Below are 17,956 nucleotides of genomic sequence, written 5' to 3'. Positions count from 1 at the left end.
CATCAGGACAATCATAAAAGGAGGAAGACATGCCCAAGGGATATTGGATTGCGCGCGTCGATGTCCGCGATCTCGAACGTTACAAGGACTATATCGCAACGGCCAAACCGGCATTCGAGCGATACGGTGCGAACTTTCTTGCGCGCGGCGGTGCGTTCACCGAACTGGAAGGCAAGGCGCGCGGCCGCAACGTCGTCATCGAGTTCCCCTCGCTGCAGCACGCCGTCGACTGCTACAACTCACCTGAATACCAGGCAGCCGCGAAAATCCGTCATGAAATAGCGGATGCGGAAATGGTTGTCGTAGAAGGCGTTTAGAGCATCTGGCAGGAGGCCGAAGATGCGGGCGCGATGGTACTTCACCTTGCGCCCCGATTCGGCTAAGACGAAACCATATCCAGCATCTGTCCAAGCCTTTCGAGGAGCCTGCCATGACCCTTGCCGACCTTCCACCGCTCGTGACCGTGTTCGGAGGGTCTGGCTTCGTCGGACGGCACGTCGTGCGGCAGCTTGCCAAGCGCGGCTATCGCATCCGTGTTGCCGTTCGTCGTCCTGATCTTGCCGGCTTCCTGCTTCCGGCCGGCAATCTCGGCCAGATCTCGATTGTCCAGGCCAATCTTCGCTATCGCAACTCGGTCGACCGTGCCGTCCAAGGCGCGCAGCACGTGGTCAACTGCGTCGGCATCCTTTCCGAAAGCGGGCGCAACACGTTCGACGCAGTGCAGGACTTCGGCGGCCGTGCGGTTGCCGAGGCGGCTCGTAGCGTCGGAGCGACGCTCACGCATATTTCCGCGATCGGCGCGAACGCAAACTCTGCGTCCTCCTATGGCCGCACCAAGGGCCGTGCCGAGGCTGCCATCCTCTCCATCAAGCCGGAAGCCGTCATCCTGCGGCCCTCGATCGTCTTCGGTCCCGAAGACAACTTCTTCAACAAGTTCGCTGAAATGTCGCGCCTTGCGCCTGTCCTGCCCCTCATCGGCGGCGGCCAGACGAAGTTTCAGCCGGTTTATGTTGAGGATGTCGCCGAGGCAGTTGCCCGCGCGGTCGACGGCAAGCTTCTTCCCGGCAAGATCTATGAACTCGGCGGCCCCGAAGTCCTGAGCTTCCGCGAATGTCTCGAGACAGTCCTCAAGGTCGTGGATCGCAAGCGGCCACTGGTCACTATGCCGTTCGGCGTCGCATCGCTGATCGGCAGCATTGCCTCGCTCGTTCCAGTGATTGCGGCGCCGATCACGCCAGACCAGGTTCGCCTGTTGAAATACGACAATGTCGTGTCGAAGCATGCGGAGACCGAAGGCCTGACGCTGAAGGGTATCGGCATCCTACCGACCATGCTGACCTCGGTGCTGCCGTCCTATCTCGTGCAGTATCGGCAGCACGGACAGTTCTCGGGTTCTGGCAAGGCCGCCTGATTCTCGAAGCGCCCGAGAATCAAAGCCGCGCGGTCTTTCCGGGCGGCTTTTTCTTTGCCCTTCGTGCGGCCTTTTCGTTCCAAAACGGCGGCTTTTTCGTGATCGCGCACAGGTAAGCGTTGCTTAAAAGACGCATCGTTTAATTAGTGGCATTAACGTCAAATTTAACCGGAACATTTATTGCTAATTCCCATTCCTGTGACTAACACAAGCCGCGCGTCCAACGACTGTCCCAAGGGTTTTTGAGGCGTGCTGATTATTGCGGAAAGGCATTTCGATGGGCAAGTCAATCGCGCTTCTGTTTGCGTGTGCGGCATTGGTAATCCTGGCGGGTTCGTTCGTAGCGCCCGGCAGCATTGCAGCGGTCAAGGGCGAATGTTCGCCGGCTTATGGTGTCGATCCCTGCTCGACGGGTTCGATCGGCCATTAATGAAAAGGCCGGCGCTTCAAGCACCGGCTCTCTTCTCTCCACATAACAACAGGCAGCTCGGTTTGAGCGTGTGAAACGCGGCGCCCAAGTTTTGGTGCGATCCACCTGCCGGTTGATGAAAAAGGCCGGCAGACGCCCCGCCATCCCTCTATAGTTTCTCTGAAAATTGATATGTCCGAGGACTGATATCGCCTCACTGCATCCGCGCCATGGATTGCGCGAATGCAGTGCGAGACCGATGTCTCAGTTGATCATGCCGGCCATTGCCATGCCGAGCAGCAAAACGCCGAGAATAATGCGGTAGATGGCGAATGCGGTGAAACGGTTGCTCTGGATATAGGAAAGCAGCCATTTGACGGCGATGAAGGCGACAACGGTGGAAACCACGAAGGCAATGCCCAGCGAGGTCCAGTTTTCGCCTGCAGCTCCGCCACCCTTGAATGCCTTCAGCAATTCGTAGCCGCTTGCGGCATACATGGTCGGGATGCCGACGAGGAAGGCGAATTCGGTTGCGGCAGCGCGGTTGCCGGTGCCTGCCAGCATGGCGACGAAAATCGTAGCGCCGGAACGCGATGTTCCCGGGAAGACGCCGGCAACGATCTGGGCAATGCCGACCAGGATGGCGACGAGCCAGGTGATCTTGGTGTGTGGCGGCCGGCGGGCGGCTGCCCATTCAGCAAAGATCATCCAGATACCGCCGATGATGAGCGCCCAGGCGACCGGCGTTGCATCCTCAGGCAGTTCGAAGCCGAGTTTCTTGACTATAAGCCCGAGGACTGCCGTGATGAGAAATGCGACGATCAGCTTGGCGGCGTAATCGCGGTTCCTGGGATCGCGCCAGCCAAGCACCAGATCCACCAGGCGGCGCCAGTAAATGATCGTGACGGCGATGATGGCGCCTGCCTGAATAACGATGTTGAAGAGCTCAGACCGCGCGCCGAGCCATTGCTCCGCAATGATGAGGTGGCCGGTGCTCGATATCGGCAGAAATTCGGTGATACCCTCTATGATGCCCAGAATTATAGAGTTTATGTATTCCATTCATTGTCTCCGGTTTTGAGTTCGGTCGGACTTGAAGCACGCTTAAGCCGAGTGGGGCGGCATCCGTCTTCAGTGGTCAGAGGCGGGGTAAAAACATGGCCATTGGCGGCGTGATAATGATTTGTTCAGCCATGTGATGTCCTTATGTCAGACGGCGAGGCGGGCCGATTCGCTTGTATTAGCGTGGCCAAACTCCTATAGCTTCAACGAATGAGTCATGACTAGGGCCGCATAAATAGAAGCGCTCCGTCCATGCAAGCAACAATCACAAAGTTCGAGTATCAATGCCGACGCTCTACCATCATTCCATGTCTTCCGCATCACGCTTCGTCAGGTTGATCCTGACCGAATACGGCTATCAGGCAGAACTGATAGAGGAGCAGACCTGGGAGAAACGGCGCGACTTTCTTGCGCTTAACCCAGCGGGCACCCTGCCCGTCTATGTCGACGACAGCATGAGGGCGCTCTGCGGCGCGACGGTCATTTCCGAATATCTCGACGAGACGCATGGCGTGCTGAAGCGCGACCGGCGCCTCTTGGCGGAAGATCCGTTCCAACGCGCAGAAATTCGCCGGCTCACGGAATGGTTCATGCAGAAGATGGAACAGGACGTCACCCGGCCTTTGGCGCGCGAGCGTGTCTACAAGCTGCAGATGCGCGCGGAACACGGCGGCGGCGCGCCTGATTCCAAGATGATGCGCACCGCGCGCGCCAATATCCGCCAGCATATGAAGTACCTCGCCTGGCTTGCCGGCTCGCGGCAGTGGCTGGCCGGCGAGCGGCTGAGCTATGCCGACCTTGCGGCCGCAGCCTCGATTTCCGTGCTCGATTATCTCGGCGAGATCGACTGGGCGGAATCGCCGATCGTGAAAGACTGGTATCAGCGGCTGAAATCGCGCCCATCCTTCCGGCCGCTGCTTGCTGAGCGCGTCCGCGGCCTGACGCCCGTCTCGCACTACGCGGATCTGGATTTCTGATGGATACGGAGCCATGCCCGAGGAGCGGTCAACAGAGAAGGAACGCAAGCGTCGCGAGACGCTGACGGCTTTTCTGCGCGCCGAGGCGCAAGCTCAGGGTTTCGACCTTTGCCGCATCACCGGGCCCGATGCCATACCCCAGGCGCCCGCGCGGCTGAAAAGCTTCCTTGAAGCCGGCTATCACGGCACCATGGACTGGATGGCAGAAACGCGCGAGCGCCGCGGCGATCCGCGCGTCCTTTGGGCTGACGTCCGGTCCATCGTGGTCTTCGGCCTGAACTATGGCCCCGACGAGGATCCGCGCGGTATTCTTTCCAAGCCGGACCGGGCGGCGATTTCCGTCTATGCCCGCAATCGGGACTATCATGACGTCATCAAGGGGCGCCTCAAGGAAATTGCCACGCGCTTTGCCGCCCGGGCTCAGGAGGACGTGAAGGTCTTCGTCGACACCGCTCCCGTCATGGAAAAGCCGCTGGCTGCGGCTGCCGGCCTCGGCTGGCAGGGAAAGCACACCAATCTCGTCAGCCGCACGCATGGCTCATGGCTGTTCCTCGGCTCTATGTTCACGACCGCCGACCTAGTCGAGGATGCGCCGGAGTTCGATCATTGCGGCTCATGCCGCGCCTGCCTCGACTCCTGCCCGACAGCGGCTTTCCCGGCGCCCTACCAGATCGATGCGCGGCGCTGCATTTCCTATCTGACCATCGAGCACAAGGGGCCGATCGATCCGGAGCTCCGGCCGCTGATCGGCAATCGCATTTATGGCTGCGACGATTGCCTTGCGGCCTGTCCCTGGAACAAGTTTGCGGCACAGGCCTCCGAGATGAAGCTGGTCGCGCGCGAAGACCTGAAGGAGCCGACGATCGCTTTTCTGCTTGATCTCGACGATCCGACCTTTCGCTCCTTCTTCAGCGGCTCGCCGGTCAAGCGGATCGGCCGAGACCGGTTCGTGCGCAATGTGCTCATTGCAGCCGGAAATTCGGGCGATCGGAGCCTGATCTACCGCTGTCGGCGGCTTGCGGGCGATGGCTCGGCTGTGGTGCGCGGAATGGCGGTCTGGGCGCTTTCGCGACTGATGGAGGCTGGCGAATTCAGCGCGTTTGCGGCAGAAAGGCCCGTCGAGGCGGATAGCGATGTTCGCGCGGAATGGGACCTGGCGGGGATGAAACAATGAATCTGACGATTTTCGGCTGCGGCTATTCCGGTACGGCGATTGCGAAGGCTTTCGCCGATTCCGCGGACCATATCGTCGGCACGACCCGCTCGCCTGACAAGGCCGCCGTTCTGGAAAGGGACGGTATCAGGGCGTTCGTCTTCGACGGAGCCGAGATCAGCGACGCATTGCGCGCCGATATCAAGGAGACGACGCATCTCGTCCAGTCGATCGCACCCGGCAAGGATAGCGATCCGCTAATCCGGCTTGTCGGCAGCGATATGCGGGCGCTTATGCCGAAGCTCGAATGGATCGGCTATCTCTCGACCATCGGCGTCTATGGCGATCACAAGGGCGCATGGGTAGACGAAACGGTCTCGGTGCATCCCGTTTCGGCACGTTCGGTCGAGCGTGTCGAGGCTGAGGAGAACTGGCTTTCCATCGGTGAGGCGAACAGTATTCCTGTCGCCGTGCTGCGGCTCTCCGGCATTTACGGGCCGGGACGCAATGCGTTCTGCAATCTTGAGAGGGGAACTGCCCGGCGGCTCATCAAAAAGGACCAGGTCTTCAATCGCATCCGTGTCGAAGATATCGGCGCTGCCACCCGCTTTCTTTCCGACCGCGGTCTCGGCGGCATATATAATGTGACCGACGACGAGCCTCGGGCACCGCAGGACATCATTGTCGAGGCAGCGCGGCTGATGGGTATCGAGCCACCGCCGGAACAGCCCTTCGAGACGGCCGAATTGACCCCGATGGCGCGCTCCTTCTACGGTGAGAACAAGCGCGTCTCAAATGCCAAACTGCGGTCGCTCGGCTTTGCCTTCCGCTTTCCTGAATACCGCATGTCGCTCTCCGAGCTCTGGTCGTCGGGCCGCTGGAGAGGCTGATCCTCTCCCTTCGACCAAGATCGGTTTCGTGCGGAATCGACGCGCGCGCAAGCCCTTCTGCCAGCCGAAATTCGACGGGTAAACCGGGTGGATTCCTGCGCCTGAATGGCCCGATTGCGAGTGAAATTCACATTCTCAAAGGGCAGGAATTTCCTACTAATCCATTTGCATTAGCTAATTTTACCCTCAAATAGGGTTAACGACCTTTAAATTTGCACAAATGTGGCGGCGAATATGGCAAAGTCGGAAAAAAATTTTTCCAAATTTTGTGATCTACCCATCCCTCACATCGCCGGCAGAAAAATCATTCAATTTTGAACTGATTTCATTGCCTTTTTTCCATATATTAGATATTTATAATCACCTAACCGTACGGTAATCGAAATCACAAATGTTACATGCTGTAACATTCCGTGATTTTAGATGGCACTTTTTCGCCACGTTTGACCCGATTGAAACGGCCCGCGCCAATAAGCGCATGGGTCTACATGTAGAGGGAAAATCGGTTTGAAGAAAATCTGTCGTTCAGTTCTCACAATTTCAGCTATTGCCGCTGCCTTTGCTTTCCATCCGATGGCAGCATCAGCAGCAACGGGATGCGGGGGCGCATCGTGGTATTCATTGGGCTCGAGAACTGCTTCCGGCGAGCGCATGAGTTCTTCGACGTTAACTGCAGCTCATCGCTCTCTTGCGTTCGGCACCCGGCTGAAGGTCACCAACCGTCATAACGGCCGCAGCGTGGTCGTCCGGGTCAACGATCGCGGCCCCTTCATCCGCGGACGCGTCCTGGATCTCTCCCGCGCCGCAGCGCAGAACATCGGCATGGTTGCTTCAGGCACGGCCAGCGTCTGCTACCAGGTCGTCGGCTGATTTGCAGACAGGCCGAAGCGCAAAGCTTGCTCTCTCCGTCAATCGCGGTTACGACCCGATCGAGACGTTTCAATAATCCGCCGCCACGTGCGTTTTTTCGTGCGGATTGATGAAATGCCAGCTTTAAGCAGGAGAGAAGACTTATGCGTTTGGGCGGCCGGCTGCAGGGGGCCATCGAGGTACTTGGCGATATCGAGGCTCGCAAGCGACCGGTGGCCGACGCGCTCAAGGACTGGGGTCTGGCCCACCGCTTTGCCGGGTCGGGCGACCGAGCGGCAATCGGCAACATTGTCTACGACGCCCTCAGGATGCGCCTCTCGCATGCATGGCTGATGGACGATGACAGCCCCGCCGCTCTTGCCCATGCCGTGCTCTTTCGCCAGTGGGGCCTGACGCCTGACATGCTTGCCGCCGAACTGGAAGGCGACCGCTTCGCCCCGGAGACCCCGGGGGAGGCCGCCATGGCGGCCTTTGCCAGCCGCTCTCTCGCCGATGCGCCGCTTTACATACAGGGCGACATTCCCGAATGGGTCGAGCCATCCTTGGCGCAATCCTTTGGTGAGGAATGGCTTGATGAAGCCAGGGCGCTCGCCGAACGTCCCACCCTGGACCTGCGGGCCAATATCCTCAAGTCGAGCCGCGAGAAGGCGGTGAAGGCACTGGAACGCGCCGGCGCCATGCCATCCCGGATCGCCCGCTACGGGATGCGCATCCCCGCCGGCGAAGGTCCCTCACGGCTTCCGAACGTGACTGCCGAGCTTTCCTTCCAGAAAGGATGGTTCGAGGTTCAGGACGAGGGCTCGCAGATCGTGGCCGATCTCGTGCTGCCGCAGGAGGGCGAGCAGGTTCTCGACTATTGCGCCGGCGGCGGCGGCAAGACACTTGCCATGGCAGCCGCCATGCAGAACAAGGGCCAGGTCCACGCTTACGACGCCGATCGCAAGCGGCTCGCGCCGATCATCGAGCGGCTGAAGCGGGCGGGTACCCGCAACGTCCAGGTCCATGACGACAAGAACGCTCTCACTGCGCTGCGCGACCGCTGCGACAAGGTGCTGGTCGACGCGCCCTGCACTGGAACTGGCACATGGCGCCGGCGGCCCGACACAAAATGGCGCCTGACGCAAAAGAACCTCGACGAGCGCATCGGCCAGCAGCAGGAAGCGCTGGCGCAGGCCGCACAATTCGTCCGCGTCGGCGGTATGCTGATCTATGTCACCTGCTCGGTGCTGCCTGAGGAAAACGAGGCTCAGGTCAACCGCTTTACCGCCAATAATCCCGAATTCGAGATCGTGGAGGCACAGAGCTCGTGGAACGCCCTGTTCGGCAACGACGCGCCGAAACCGCGCTCCTCCGATGGCAAGACGATTACGCTCACGCCGGCCTCGACCGACACGGACGGCTTCTTCTTCTGCCGCATGCAGCGCAAAGCGTAAGCCCGAGCAGATTTTCCGCTCTATGGTTGTCGCTAGGCGGCTTCACAATATGGTGAAGTCCGGCGGTCCGAATACCGTTCGAACAGCCGGATCTCTGTGTAGCCGGCTCGCAAACCCGCCTTTGGCACCTCGCATTCCCGTCCACCGGTCGTTCGCCCGCAAATCCCGCATCGCGTGCAAGGGAAAAGCGGAGTTTCTCTTACAACAATTCTAAACTAGAGTGTTTGACACCAGTTTGCTTTTCCGCCATGACACGGGTCGCGAATTTTTGGGTGGCATTTGCCGCCAACCGGAGAGGGACCCCATGAAACTGACCATTAATCTTGGCGCCACGCTGGCGCTGCTGGCCGCCTCGGCGCTGACAACGGCGCTTCCGGCGCGTGCTGCTGTCGACGAAGCTGCGATTGTCAAGCATTACGCAGACGTCGCCCATGCCAAATACGAGGACTCGCTGATCCTCGCCAAGAAGCTCGACAAGGCAATCGACGACCTGATCGCCAATCCAAGCAAGAAGACGCTGGATGCAGCCCGCACCGCCTGGATCAGGGCCCGTGTTCCCTACTCGCAGTCTGAAGTCTACCGCTTCGGCAACCCGATCGTCGACGACTGGGAAGGCGATGTGAACTCCTGGCCGCTGGATGAAGGCCTGATCGACTATGTCGACAAATCCTATGGCACCGAGAGCGATGAGAACGCGCTCTACGTCGCCAACGTCATTGCCAACAAGACGATCAAGATCGATGGCAAGGATGTCGATGCCTCGCATCTGACGCCCGACTTCCTGAAGTCGCTGAACAGCGCCGACAAGGTCGATGCCAATGTCGCGACCGGCTACCACGCCATCGAGTTCCTGCTCTGGGGCCAGGATTTGCACGGCACCGGACCGGGCGCCGGCGAGCGTCCCTATACCGATTACGACCAGAAGAATTGCACCGGCGGCAATTGCGACCGCCGCGCCGAATACCTGAAGTCGGCCTCCACGCAGCTCGTCGACGACCTGCAGGAAATGACCGATGACTGGAAGCCGGACGGCGCCGCCACGAAGCGCGACCTTGACGACCCGAAGGTCGGCATCACGGCAATCCTGACCGGCATGGGCTCGCTCTCCTACGGCGAACTGGCAGGCGAACGCATGAAGCTCGGCCTGCTGCTCCACGATCCGGAGCAGGAGCATGATTGCTTCTCCGACAATACCTACAACACCTACAACAACGACATCGTCGGCATCGAGTCGGCCTATACGGGCAACTACACCCGCATCGACGGCACGAAGATGAAGGGTCCGTCGCTGCACGCGCTCGTGGCCTCCAAGGACAAGGCCGTCGACAAGGAAATGATGGACAAGTTCGCTGCGACCGACAAGGCCGCGAAGACCATGGTCAAGCGCGGCGACACCGTCGAAAAATACGACCAGATGATCGGCGAAGGCAACGCGGAAGGCAACGCGGTCGTCCAGCACGTCATCGACGGCCTGCTCGACCAGACGAAGAGCATCCAGCGCGTGATCGCTTCGCTCGACCTCGGCGAGATCAAGCTCGAAGGTTCGGACAGCCTAGATAATCCTAGCTCCGTTATGAAGAAGTGATAAAGGAGGGCGGCGGCATTCCGCCGTCGCCCTTGATCCCTTGATGTTGCGTATCGTCACCCGCCCTGTTCTTTTGTCCGCGCTCGCAATCGCAGCGCTTGCGGGCACCATTTCTCTGGTCGCTGCCGATACAATCAATTTTCCGAAGGTACGGACGGACCTGACGCCTGAGCAGCTGAAGCGCGTCGAGAACCTCATGCGGCCGACCACCGATTTCACCAAGGCCGAGACCTACGAGGCGATGGAAAGCGGTGCGACGACCTCGATCGCGCCCGTCACTCTCAACGCATTCTCGCAGCCGTCCGCCAATCTGGGGTTCGATCGCGAAGAGAATTTCCATCTCGGCAATGCGCTTTTCCGCCAGCTCTGGGTCTCCTCCCCCTCCTCGACGCAGGCCACCGACGGGCTTGGCCCGCTTTTCAATGCACGCTCCTGCCAGAGTTGCCACATCAAGGACGGTCGCGGCCATCCGCCCGATAGCGACGGTAATGCCAGCTCCATGGTGCTGCGTCTGGCGCGGCCGGCCGCCACGCCTGACGAACAGAAGGCGTTCGACAGCTTTCACGCCATCAATTTTCCTGACCCGACCTATGGCGCGCAGCTTCAGGATCGGGCCGTGCCCGGCCTTGCCGCCGAAGGCAACGTGCAGGTCACCTACACCGAAGAGACCGTGGCGCTCTCCGATGGAGAAACTGTTTCATTGCGCAGGCCCCACTACACGGCCGGCGATCTCGCCTATGGCCCGCTTGATCCCGCGACCACCGTATCTGCCCGCGTCGCGCCTCCAATGCTCGGCCTCGGCCTGATCGAGGCGATCCCCGAAGCGGATATTCTCGCTCACGCCGATCCCGATGACCGCGATGGCGACGGCATCAGGGGACGAGCGGCCATCGTGCGCGACCATCGCACCGGCAAGCTCGCGCTCGGCCGCTTCGGCTGGAAGGCGCAGAACGCGACCGTGCGCGACCAGGCCGCCGATGCGCTCGATACGGATATCGGCATCTCCAATCCGGATCGGCCGAACGCCCAGGGCGACTGCACGGACAAGGAGCCCGTCTGCCTTGCCATGCCCAACGGCGTCCAGAAGCGTCTCGGGCCGACCGAGGCATCAGAGACGATCCTCGATCTCATCACCTTCTATTCGAAGAACCTCGCGGTTCCCGCCCGCCGCAAGGCGAGCTTCCCGGATGTGCTCCACGGCAAGCAGGTCTTCTATCAAGCCGGCTGCACCGCCTGCCACACGCCGAAATTCGTCACCAGCGATAAAGCCGCCGACCCGGCCCAGCAATTCCAGCTGATCTGGCCCTATTCCGACTTCCTGCTGCACGACATGGGTGAAGGCCTCTCCGACGGCCAGCAGGTGGGCGTGGCCTCCGGCCGCGACTGGCGAACCCCGCCGCTCTGGGGCATAGGCCTAACCCAGATCGTGAGCGGCCACACCTTCTTTCTTCACGACGGCCGCGCGCGAAACCTGACCGAAGCCATCCTCTGGCATGGCGGAGAAGCTGAGAAGGCGCGCAACGCATTCGCATCCCTGCCTGGAGATGACAGGCAAGCCCTCATAACCTTTCTGGAGTCTCTCTGATGCGTCCCTGGAAATTCCCGCTTACCGGCCCGATCGCAACAATGTTTGCCAGCCTGCTCCTTGGCGTCGCGGCATTGCCTGCAGCTGCCCAGCAGGCGGCTCCCGTTGGAACGCTGAACGAGGCTGCGGTGCCAGCCGTCATGCAGAAGGCCGTCGACGACTTCATTCGTCCCGGTTATCGCAACATGCATGACTCCGCCTCGCGGCTGACGACAGCGATGAAGGCGCTCTGCTCGGCGCCCTCAGACGATACGCTGAAGGCTGCCAAGTCCGCCTTCGCCGATACGGTCAAGAACTGGTCCATGATCGAGATCGTCGAGGCCGGTCCCGTCATCGAGAAGAACCGCTTCGAGCACATCCTCTTCTACCCTGACCGCAAGGGCATCGGCCTCAAGCAGGTGCAGGCGCTGATCGCCAAGGCCGATGAAAAGGATGCGACGGTCGAGGGCGTTGCCTCGAAGAGCGTGGCGCTGATGAGCCTGACGGCACTCGAATATGTACTCCATGGCAGCGATTCCGACACGCTTTCGAAGGACAAGAACGGTTTCCGCTGCCGCTACGGCGCGGCCGTTGCCGGCAATATCGAGAATGTTTCGAAGGAACTGACGGACGCCTGGGAAGACCCCAACGGCATTCAGAAATCCTGGAAGAACCCCGGCAAGGACAGCCAGGATTTCATGGACGGCAAGGAAGCGGCAACCGCCCTACTCGGCGTCCTTGTGCATGGCGCCGAGAACGTTCGCGACCAGCGGCTTGAGAGCTTCTACAAGGGCGATGTGAATGCGGCGCGGCCAAAGATGGCGATCTACTGGCGCTCCGGAAACACCTGGACTGCCATCGACGGCAATCTTGAGGGGCTACAGGCGCTCTGGCAGAAGGCCGGCATGGCCGATCTGTTGCCACCGGACAAGCGCGACGTCGTCGGCAAGATCGACGGCCTGCTGAAGACGCTTGTTGCGACCGCTCCGACCGTCAATCCTGACATCGAGGCTGCGATTTCCAGCGATGCCGAGCGGACCAAGATCGATGTGCTGCGCAATGAGAGCCGCCAACTGACGACCGATTTCTCCGACGGTTACGGCGGCGCGATGGGCCTTTCCGCAGGCTTCTCCTTCGCCGACGGGGACTGAGCGATGCCGCGCAGTGCGCTGATCGATCGCAGGGCGTTCATGAAGGCCGCAGGGATCACTTTCCTTGCGGCTTTGCGACCCAGCGCCGTTCTCGCGCTGGAGCGGGCCGATGCGGTTTATGCGTCGGGCATTCGCGCGGCTGACGGCTCCTACGCGGTCGCGACCGTCACCGAACGAGGCGAGATCGTCGACCAGGTTGCCTTGCCGGCGCGCGCGCATGGCATGGCCTTTTCGCCGGTCACCGGCCGCACCGTCGCCTTCGCGCGGCGGCCGGGCACCTATGCGATGATCTTCGATCCCTGGACGAAGAGCGAGGCAATCGTCATCGCCGCGCGCGAGGGCCGGCATTTCTACGGCCATGGCACATTCTCGCCGGACGGTCGGCTGCTCTATGCCAGCGAGAACGATTTCGAGAACAATCGCGGCATGATCGGCATCTATGATGCGCGCAATCGCTTCGCCCGCATCGGCGAATACGAGACCTTCGGCATCGGGCCGCATGACATGACGGTTTCCGACGACGGCCGGTCGCTTGTTGTCGCCAACGGCGGCATCGAGACCAATCCGGATTTCGGCCGCACCAAGCTCAATCTCGACCATATGGAACCCTCGCTAGCGCTGATCGACGCGGCGACCGGGTCGCTGATCGAAAAGCATACGCTGCCGCCGCAATATGCCCAGGTGTCGACGCGGCATGTGGATATCGATGCGACGGGACGGATCTGGTTTGCCTGCCAGTACGAAGGCCCGCGCAACGAGCTGCCACCGCTGGTCGGTCATTTCTCCAGGGGTGAAGACCTGACCTTCGTGTCGCTGCCCGACGAGACGACGCGCAAGCTCGGCAACTATGTCGGCGCAATTGCCGTCAACCGGGCGGAAAACCTCGTCGGTGTGACCTCGCCGGTCAATGGTGCTGCGGTAACGCTCGATGCCAGAACCGGAACCCTCCTCAAGGTGGAAAGCATAGCGGATGCAGCGGGGATAGCGCCGGCGAAAGACGGATTTGCCATCTCCTCTTACCGCGGCGATTTTCTCGGGCGGCACAGCGATGTCGCCTGGGATCAGCATATCGTGCGGATCGCGGAACCCGGTCGGCAGCGCAGCTGATCGAGGCTGGCGGAATTCGGGACGGGCCCTAGCTAATCCGACATGAACAAGCCTGCGATTTATCTCCTTTTCATCATCTTCGTCGTCGGCATCGGCGTGCTGATCGGCTTCATCAATCTTCCCGGTGAATGGTACAAGACGCTCGCCAAGCCGCAATTCACTCCACCGAACTGGCTATTCGGCCCGGCCTGGACGATCCTCTACATCCTGATCGGCATTGCCGGTGCGAGGGCCTGGATCGGCGATCGCGGTTCTGCCGGCATGAAGCTCTGGTGGTTGCAGATTTTGCTGAATTTCTCTTGGTCGCCCGTCTTCTTCGGTTTTCGGCTGACGGTGCCGGGGCTTTTCGTGATCGTTGCGCTGCTTGTCGTCATCCTCTGCTTCATCGTGGAACGTTGGCGCCGCGATGGGATCGCCGCCCTGCTTTTCATTCCCTATGCCGCCTGGGTTAGCTTTGCGACACTGCTCAATGCATCGATCGTTTATCTGAACTAAATCGACCACTTGGCGCTTGTCGAAAATTAACCGCCATGCCACTTTCGCAACCGCGAGAGGACAGCAGATGATTGGCGACGAGAGCGGCGATTTCCGGCAGCGGATCCGCCAGAGTTTTGAGCGGCAGGCGGCGATGGCGACCATCGGCGCGGAACTGACGCGCGTCGAACACGGCATGATCGAGATCGAGATGCCGTTCGACGTCAAGCTGACGCAGCAGCATGGCATTCTGCACGCGGGAATTATCTCCGCCGCGCTGGATTCGGCCTGCGGCTTTGCCGCCTACAGCGTGATCGATCCCGATGCATCGATCCTGACCATCGAATTCAAAGTCAATCTGATGTCGCCGGGACGCGGAGACCGTTTCCTGTTTCGCGGCGAAGTTACAAAGCCCGGCACGACGATCATCGTTGCCGACGGCCGGGCCTATGCCATTACCGACGGACCTGCAAAGCTCATCGCCTCGATGACTGGCACGATGATGGTCATTAGGGGAAGAGAGGGAATTACAGGATGAAATTCGAACTAAAATCCGTGGCGGGAAAATCGATCCTGTTCGTCATGGCGGCAGAGGCTGAATACGGCCCCTTCCTGCGCTCCAGGATCGACCCGCTGATGACTGGTGTCGGGCCGGTCGAGGCGGCGATTGTGCTGACCCGGGCGCTGACGCAGCTCGAAGCCCATGGCGATCTGCCAGATATGGTCGTCTCGCTCGGCTCGGCTGGCTCTGCACGGCTTGAGCAGACGGAGGTCTATCAGGTCAGCTCGGTCTCATACCGCGACATGGACGCCTCCCCTCTCGGCTTTGAAAAAGGCCGGACGCCGTTCCTCGATCTTCCTGCGGTCATCGATCTGCCGCTTCGCATTCCGGGCGTTCCGGAAGCAAGCCTTTCCACCGGCGGGAACGTGATCTCGGGCCTCGATGCCTATTCCAAGATTTCAGCCGACATGGTCGACATGGAAACCTTTGCGATCCTGCGCGCCTGCCAGCAATGGGAGCTGCCGCTGATCGGCTTGCGCGGCATTTCCGACGGCGTCGTCGAACTGCAGCACATTTCCGGCTGGACCGAATATCTGCATATCGTCGATCGCAAGCTTTCCGATGCCATCGACAGCCTGTTCACCGCACTGGAAGACGGAGTATTCTGGTTCTGATCAGTCAAACGGTCGTTCTGCTGTTTTGCCCCGGCGAACATCCCGTTTGCCGGGACAATCGGGACAATAAAATCGGATTTCCGCCGTTTTGCCGGATTGCAAGGGAAAGCGCTTTTCTTTAAAGGCTCGCCATGACCCAGACAGCACATCCAGACACCGTCCTCATCGTCGATTTCGGCAGCCAGGTTACACAGCTCATCGCACGGCGCGTGCGTGAAGCGGGTGTCTATTGCGAGATCGTTCCCTTCCAATCTGCCGACGAAGGTTTTCGCCGCCTCAAGCCGAAGGCCGTGATTCTATCAGGCAGCCCGGCCTCGACGGTCGATGAGGGCTCGCCGCGGGCACCGCAGATCATCTTCGACAGCGGCGTTCCCGTTTTCGGCATCTGCTACGGCCAGCAGACCATGTGCATGCAGCTCGGCGGCAAGGTCGAGAGCGGCCACCACCGCGAATTCGGCCGCGCCTTCCTGGAAGTCGACAAGGACTGCGCCCTGTTCGAAGGCCTCTGGTGCTCGGGCACCCGCCATCAGGTCTGGATGAGCCACGGCGACCGCGTCACGGCACTGCCTGAAGGCTTCGAGATCGTCGCGACCTCTCCCAACGCGCCCTTCGCCTTCATCGCCGACGAGGCCCGCAAATATTACGGCGTGCAGTTCCACCCGGAAGTCGTGCACACGCCCGACGGCGCCAAGCTGATCAGCAATTTCATTCACAACATCGCCGGTCTGAAGGGCGACTGGACGATGTCGGCCTACCGCGCCAAGGCGGTGGAAGCGATCAAGAAGCAGGTCGGCGACAGCAAAGTCATCTGCGGCCTTTCTGGCGGCGTCGACAGCTCGGTTGCGGCACTGTTGATCCACGAGGCAGTCGGCGACCAGCTGACCTGTATCCTCGTCGACCACGGCCTGATGCGCAAGAACGAGGCGGCCGATGTGGTCGCCATGTTCAAGGAACACTACAATCTGCATCTGGTGCATGTCGATGCGTCCGACCTGTTCATCAATGCGCTGGAAGGCGAGAGCGATCCGGAAACCAAGCGCAAGACGATCGGTCGGCTATTCATCGACGTCTTCGAAGCCGAGGCAAAGAAGCTCGGTGGCGCAGAATTCCTGGCCCAGGGTACGCTCTACCCTGATGTCATCGAAAGCGTCTCCTTCTCCGGCGGCCCGTCGGTTACCATCAAGTCGCACCACAATGTCGGTGGCCTTCCCGAGCGGATGAACATGCAGCTGGTCGAGCCGCTGCGCGAACTCTTCAAGGACGAAGTGCGCGTGCTCGGCAAGGAGCTCGGCCTGCCCGACTCCTTCATCGGCCGCCACCCCTTCCCCGGTCCCGGCCTTGCCATCCGTTGCCCGGGCGGCATCACCCGCGAAAAGCTGGAAATCCTCCGCGAAGCCGATGCGATCTATCTCGACGAGATTCGCAAGGCTGGTCTCTACGATGCGATCTGGCAGGCTTTCGCGGTGCTGCTTCCCGTCCAGACCGTCGGCGTCATGGGCGACGGTCGCACCTACGAATTCGTCTGCGCCCTTCGCGCCGTCACTTCGGTCGACGGCATGACCGCGGACTTCTACCACTACGACATGGAATTCCTCGGCCGCGCCGCAACCCGCATCATCAACGAAGTCCGCGGCATCAACCGCGTGGTCTACGATGTGACGAGCAAGCCGCCGGGTACGATCGAGTGGGAATAATAGGGCGTGCCAACGATATGCGGGGATAGAGCAGCATACCGTTGGCCACTAGGTGTATCGATAGGTGTCGATTGTCACCGGTCTTTGGCTTCCTGACACGGCGACGTTAGCAGCTGACTAAAGCAATTCCAGCAAAAGTGGAACACGGTTTTGTGTTCGGAATTGCGTCAAATCAAAGAGATAGAGCGTTTCCGCGATTCGGAGAAAAGCGGGAATGGTCTAGAGAGGATTGAACGAGCGGTTCATTGTGATGATGGCGTCGTGGACATCGGCGTAGGCTGGGTTATTGGCGAATAGCTGGCCGTACTTTTCTCGCCATAGGGTGTCGCGTATCGTTTCTGCCTTACCTTTGACCGCAGCAGCGATCCCCCGCAGAGTCGTCTCTGCGTCATAGTCACAACAATACGCCGGCGTCGAAGGCTGTTGCCGCCACGAATCCTGCAATAATCCACCGTCTACCGGATCAAATCCCATATCGTTTATGAGCTCCATAACAACGGATTTTCCCCGAGAATTATCGCCGGCCACAGGGATGGCCAACCGGTTGGAAGACCCCTCCGGCTTTCCAAACTCTGACAGAGCATAGAACATGATACTGTTAAACGCTTTGAAGATGGGGCGACCGAGTTGACGCGAAGTCCACACGCTTTCCGGCATGCCGTGATCGATCTCGGAAATACGGGCGTCACGCACATCGGGGTAGTAGTTTGACGTGTCAACTATGACGAGGTCATCCCTAGCCTGGCTGAATAAATCTCCGGGTAACGTAGCCGCCACCGGGAATGCCATCGCGAGCAAGACGACGTCCGAATTGGCCACTGCACCGTAAATATCCGTCGCTTCCGCCCCAATAGCATCCGCGAACGGCTTAACCGCAGAAGGGCCTCGTGAGTTGGCGACTCGCACGGTGTGTCCCTTCTCCCGCCAACGGCGGGCCAAGGTTCCACCCATTTCCCCTGCACCGATAACGCCGATTTTCATATCGTCGGCCTCCCTGTCT

18 protein-coding genes are annotated in these 17,956 nt (G+C 60.3%); 16 read left to right on the top strand and 2 right to left on the bottom strand.

The window, feature by feature from the left end; all coding sequences use genetic code 11:
- Positions 1-29 precede the first annotated feature (29 nt).
- From DTW90_RS07295 to DTW90_RS37020, 3 genes are all read left to right on the top strand, one after another.
- Positions 30-317 carry a DUF1330 domain-containing protein gene (locus tag DTW90_RS07295; RefSeq protein ID WP_132520401.1) on the top strand — a complete coding sequence of 96 codons (288 nt, stop codon included), beginning with the start codon at positions 30-32 and terminating at the stop codon, positions 315-317.
- A 113-nt stretch (positions 318-430) separates the two neighbouring features.
- On the top strand, positions 431-1,411 hold the full coding sequence (locus DTW90_RS07290) for a complex I NDUFA9 subunit family protein (RefSeq protein ID WP_149337382.1): 981 nt from the start codon (positions 431-433) through the stop codon (positions 1,409-1,411).
- A gap of 277 nt (positions 1,412-1,688) precedes the next feature.
- On the top strand, positions 1,689-1,841 hold the full coding sequence (locus DTW90_RS37020; RefSeq protein ID WP_165927781.1) for a hypothetical protein: 153 nt from the start codon (positions 1,689-1,691) through the stop codon (positions 1,839-1,841).
- Positions 1,842-2,084: 243 nt separating this feature from the next.
- Here DTW90_RS37020 and DTW90_RS07285 read toward each other — a convergent pair whose 3' ends face one another.
- Positions 2,085-2,882, bottom strand: coding sequence for an undecaprenyl-diphosphate phosphatase (locus tag DTW90_RS07285; protein WP_132520395.1), 798 nt, complete (start codon positions 2,880-2,882; stop codon positions 2,085-2,087).
- Between the two features lie 284 nt (positions 2,883-3,166).
- On the opposite strand from DTW90_RS07285, the gene DTW90_RS07280 reads away from it, so the two are divergent.
- From DTW90_RS07280 to guaA, 13 genes are all read left to right on the top strand, one after another.
- Positions 3,167-3,859, top strand: a complete 693-nt coding sequence (locus tag DTW90_RS07280; protein ID WP_132520392.1) for a glutathione S-transferase family protein — start codon at positions 3,167-3,169, stop codon at positions 3,857-3,859.
- Positions 3,860-3,872: 13 nt separating this feature from the next.
- A complete protein-coding gene (queG, locus tag DTW90_RS07275; protein WP_149337380.1) occupies positions 3,873-5,033 on the top strand; it encodes a tRNA epoxyqueuosine(34) reductase QueG in 1,161 nt (386 codons plus the stop codon).
- Entirely contained in the window at positions 5,030-5,902 is an 873-nt protein-coding gene (locus DTW90_RS07270) for an SDR family oxidoreductase (RefSeq protein ID WP_149337378.1), read from the top strand. The genes queG and DTW90_RS07270 overlap by 4 nt, the downstream gene beginning before the upstream one ends.
- A gap of 507 nt (positions 5,903-6,409) precedes the next feature.
- The gene (locus DTW90_RS07265) at positions 6,410-6,772 is read left to right on the top strand and encodes a septal ring lytic transglycosylase RlpA family protein (protein WP_132520384.1); all 363 of its coding nucleotides are present in this window, start codon (positions 6,410-6,412) and stop codon (positions 6,770-6,772) included.
- Positions 6,773-6,915: 143 nt separating this feature from the next.
- Complete coding sequence (locus DTW90_RS07260) at positions 6,916-8,205, top strand: RsmB/NOP family class I SAM-dependent RNA methyltransferase (protein ID WP_132520381.1); 1,290 nt, start codon at positions 6,916-6,918, stop codon at positions 8,203-8,205.
- Positions 8,206-8,509: 304 nt separating this feature from the next.
- Complete coding sequence (locus DTW90_RS07255; RefSeq protein ID WP_149337377.1) at positions 8,510-9,790, top strand: imelysin family protein; 1,281 nt, start codon at positions 8,510-8,512, stop codon at positions 9,788-9,790.
- A 43-nt stretch (positions 9,791-9,833) separates the two neighbouring features.
- The gene (locus tag DTW90_RS07250; protein WP_149337375.1) at positions 9,834-11,375 is read left to right on the top strand and encodes a di-heme oxidoredictase family protein; all 1,542 of its coding nucleotides are present in this window, start codon (positions 9,834-9,836) and stop codon (positions 11,373-11,375) included.
- On the top strand, positions 11,375-12,505 hold the full coding sequence (locus tag DTW90_RS07245; RefSeq protein WP_149337373.1) for an imelysin family protein: 1,131 nt from the start codon (positions 11,375-11,377) through the stop codon (positions 12,503-12,505). The genes DTW90_RS07250 and DTW90_RS07245 overlap by 1 nt, the downstream gene beginning before the upstream one ends.
- A gap of 3 nt (positions 12,506-12,508) precedes the next feature.
- Positions 12,509-13,612, top strand: a complete 1,104-nt coding sequence (locus DTW90_RS07240) for a DUF1513 domain-containing protein (RefSeq protein ID WP_149337371.1) — start codon at positions 12,509-12,511, stop codon at positions 13,610-13,612.
- A gap of 42 nt (positions 13,613-13,654) precedes the next feature.
- A complete protein-coding gene (locus DTW90_RS07235) occupies positions 13,655-14,107 on the top strand; it encodes a TspO/MBR family protein (protein ID WP_149337370.1) in 453 nt (150 codons plus the stop codon).
- A gap of 67 nt (positions 14,108-14,174) precedes the next feature.
- Positions 14,175-14,624, top strand: a complete 450-nt coding sequence (locus DTW90_RS07230; protein WP_132520360.1) for a PaaI family thioesterase — start codon at positions 14,175-14,177, stop codon at positions 14,622-14,624.
- A complete protein-coding gene (locus DTW90_RS07225) occupies positions 14,621-15,262 on the top strand; it encodes a 5'-methylthioadenosine/S-adenosylhomocysteine nucleosidase (protein WP_149337368.1) in 642 nt (213 codons plus the stop codon). The genes DTW90_RS07230 and DTW90_RS07225 overlap by 4 nt, the downstream gene beginning before the upstream one ends.
- Positions 15,263-15,393: 131 nt before the next feature.
- Positions 15,394-16,956, top strand: coding sequence for a glutamine-hydrolyzing GMP synthase (gene guaA / locus DTW90_RS07220; RefSeq protein ID WP_149337366.1), 1,563 nt, complete (start codon positions 15,394-15,396; stop codon positions 16,954-16,956).
- A 219-nt stretch (positions 16,957-17,175) separates the two neighbouring features.
- Here guaA and DTW90_RS07215 read toward each other — a convergent pair whose 3' ends face one another.
- Positions 17,176-17,937, bottom strand: a complete 762-nt coding sequence (locus DTW90_RS07215; RefSeq protein ID WP_149337364.1) for an NAD(P)-binding domain-containing protein — start codon at positions 17,935-17,937, stop codon at positions 17,176-17,178.
- Positions 17,938-17,956 lie beyond the last annotated feature (19 nt).

The organism is Neorhizobium sp. P12A, from assembly GCF_008365395.1.
Taxonomy (GTDB): Bacteria; Pseudomonadota; Alphaproteobacteria; order Rhizobiales; family Rhizobiaceae; genus Rhizobium.
This window is presented reverse-complemented; position numbering and strand designations above follow the sequence as displayed.

Excerpts from the sequence above, each read along its gene's own strand:
- DTW90_RS07285 (WP_132520395.1), bottom strand. The coding sequence starts at position 2,882 with ATGGAATACATAAACTCTATAATTCTGGGCATCATAGAGGGTATCACC.
- DTW90_RS07260 (WP_132520381.1), top strand. The coding sequence starts at position 6,916 with ATGCGTTTGGGCGGCCGGCTGCAGGGGGCCATCGAGGTACTTGGCGAT.
- DTW90_RS07215 (WP_149337364.1), bottom strand. The coding sequence starts at position 17,937 with ATGAAAATCGGCGTTATCGGTGCAGGGGAAATGGGTGGAACCTTGGCC.
- DTW90_RS07235 (WP_149337370.1), top strand. The coding sequence starts at position 13,655 with ATGAACAAGCCTGCGATTTATCTCCTTTTCATCATCTTCGTCGTCGGC.
- DTW90_RS37020 (WP_165927781.1), top strand. The coding sequence starts at position 1,689 with ATGGGCAAGTCAATCGCGCTTCTGTTTGCGTGTGCGGCATTGGTAATC.
- DTW90_RS07245 (WP_149337373.1), top strand. The coding sequence starts at position 11,375 with ATGCGTCCCTGGAAATTCCCGCTTACCGGCCCGATCGCAACAATGTTT.
- queG (WP_149337380.1), top strand. The coding sequence starts at position 3,873 with ATGCCCGAGGAGCGGTCAACAGAGAAGGAACGCAAGCGTCGCGAGACG.
- guaA (WP_149337366.1), top strand. The coding sequence starts at position 15,394 with ATGACCCAGACAGCACATCCAGACACCGTCCTCATCGTCGATTTCGGC.
- DTW90_RS07270 (WP_149337378.1), top strand. The coding sequence starts at position 5,030 with ATGAATCTGACGATTTTCGGCTGCGGCTATTCCGGTACGGCGATTGCG.
- DTW90_RS07230 (WP_132520360.1), top strand. The coding sequence starts at position 14,175 with ATGATTGGCGACGAGAGCGGCGATTTCCGGCAGCGGATCCGCCAGAGT.
- DTW90_RS07255 (WP_149337377.1), top strand. The coding sequence starts at position 8,510 with ATGAAACTGACCATTAATCTTGGCGCCACGCTGGCGCTGCTGGCCGCC.
- DTW90_RS07290 (WP_149337382.1), top strand. The coding sequence starts at position 431 with ATGACCCTTGCCGACCTTCCACCGCTCGTGACCGTGTTCGGAGGGTCT.
- DTW90_RS07295 (WP_132520401.1), top strand. The coding sequence starts at position 30 with ATGCCCAAGGGATATTGGATTGCGCGCGTCGATGTCCGCGATCTCGAA.
- DTW90_RS07240 (WP_149337371.1), top strand. The coding sequence starts at position 12,509 with ATGCCGCGCAGTGCGCTGATCGATCGCAGGGCGTTCATGAAGGCCGCA.
- DTW90_RS07225 (WP_149337368.1), top strand. The coding sequence starts at position 14,621 with ATGAAATTCGAACTAAAATCCGTGGCGGGAAAATCGATCCTGTTCGTC.
- DTW90_RS07250 (WP_149337375.1), top strand. The coding sequence starts at position 9,834 with ATGTTGCGTATCGTCACCCGCCCTGTTCTTTTGTCCGCGCTCGCAATC.
- DTW90_RS07280 (WP_132520392.1), top strand. The coding sequence starts at position 3,167 with ATGCCGACGCTCTACCATCATTCCATGTCTTCCGCATCACGCTTCGTC.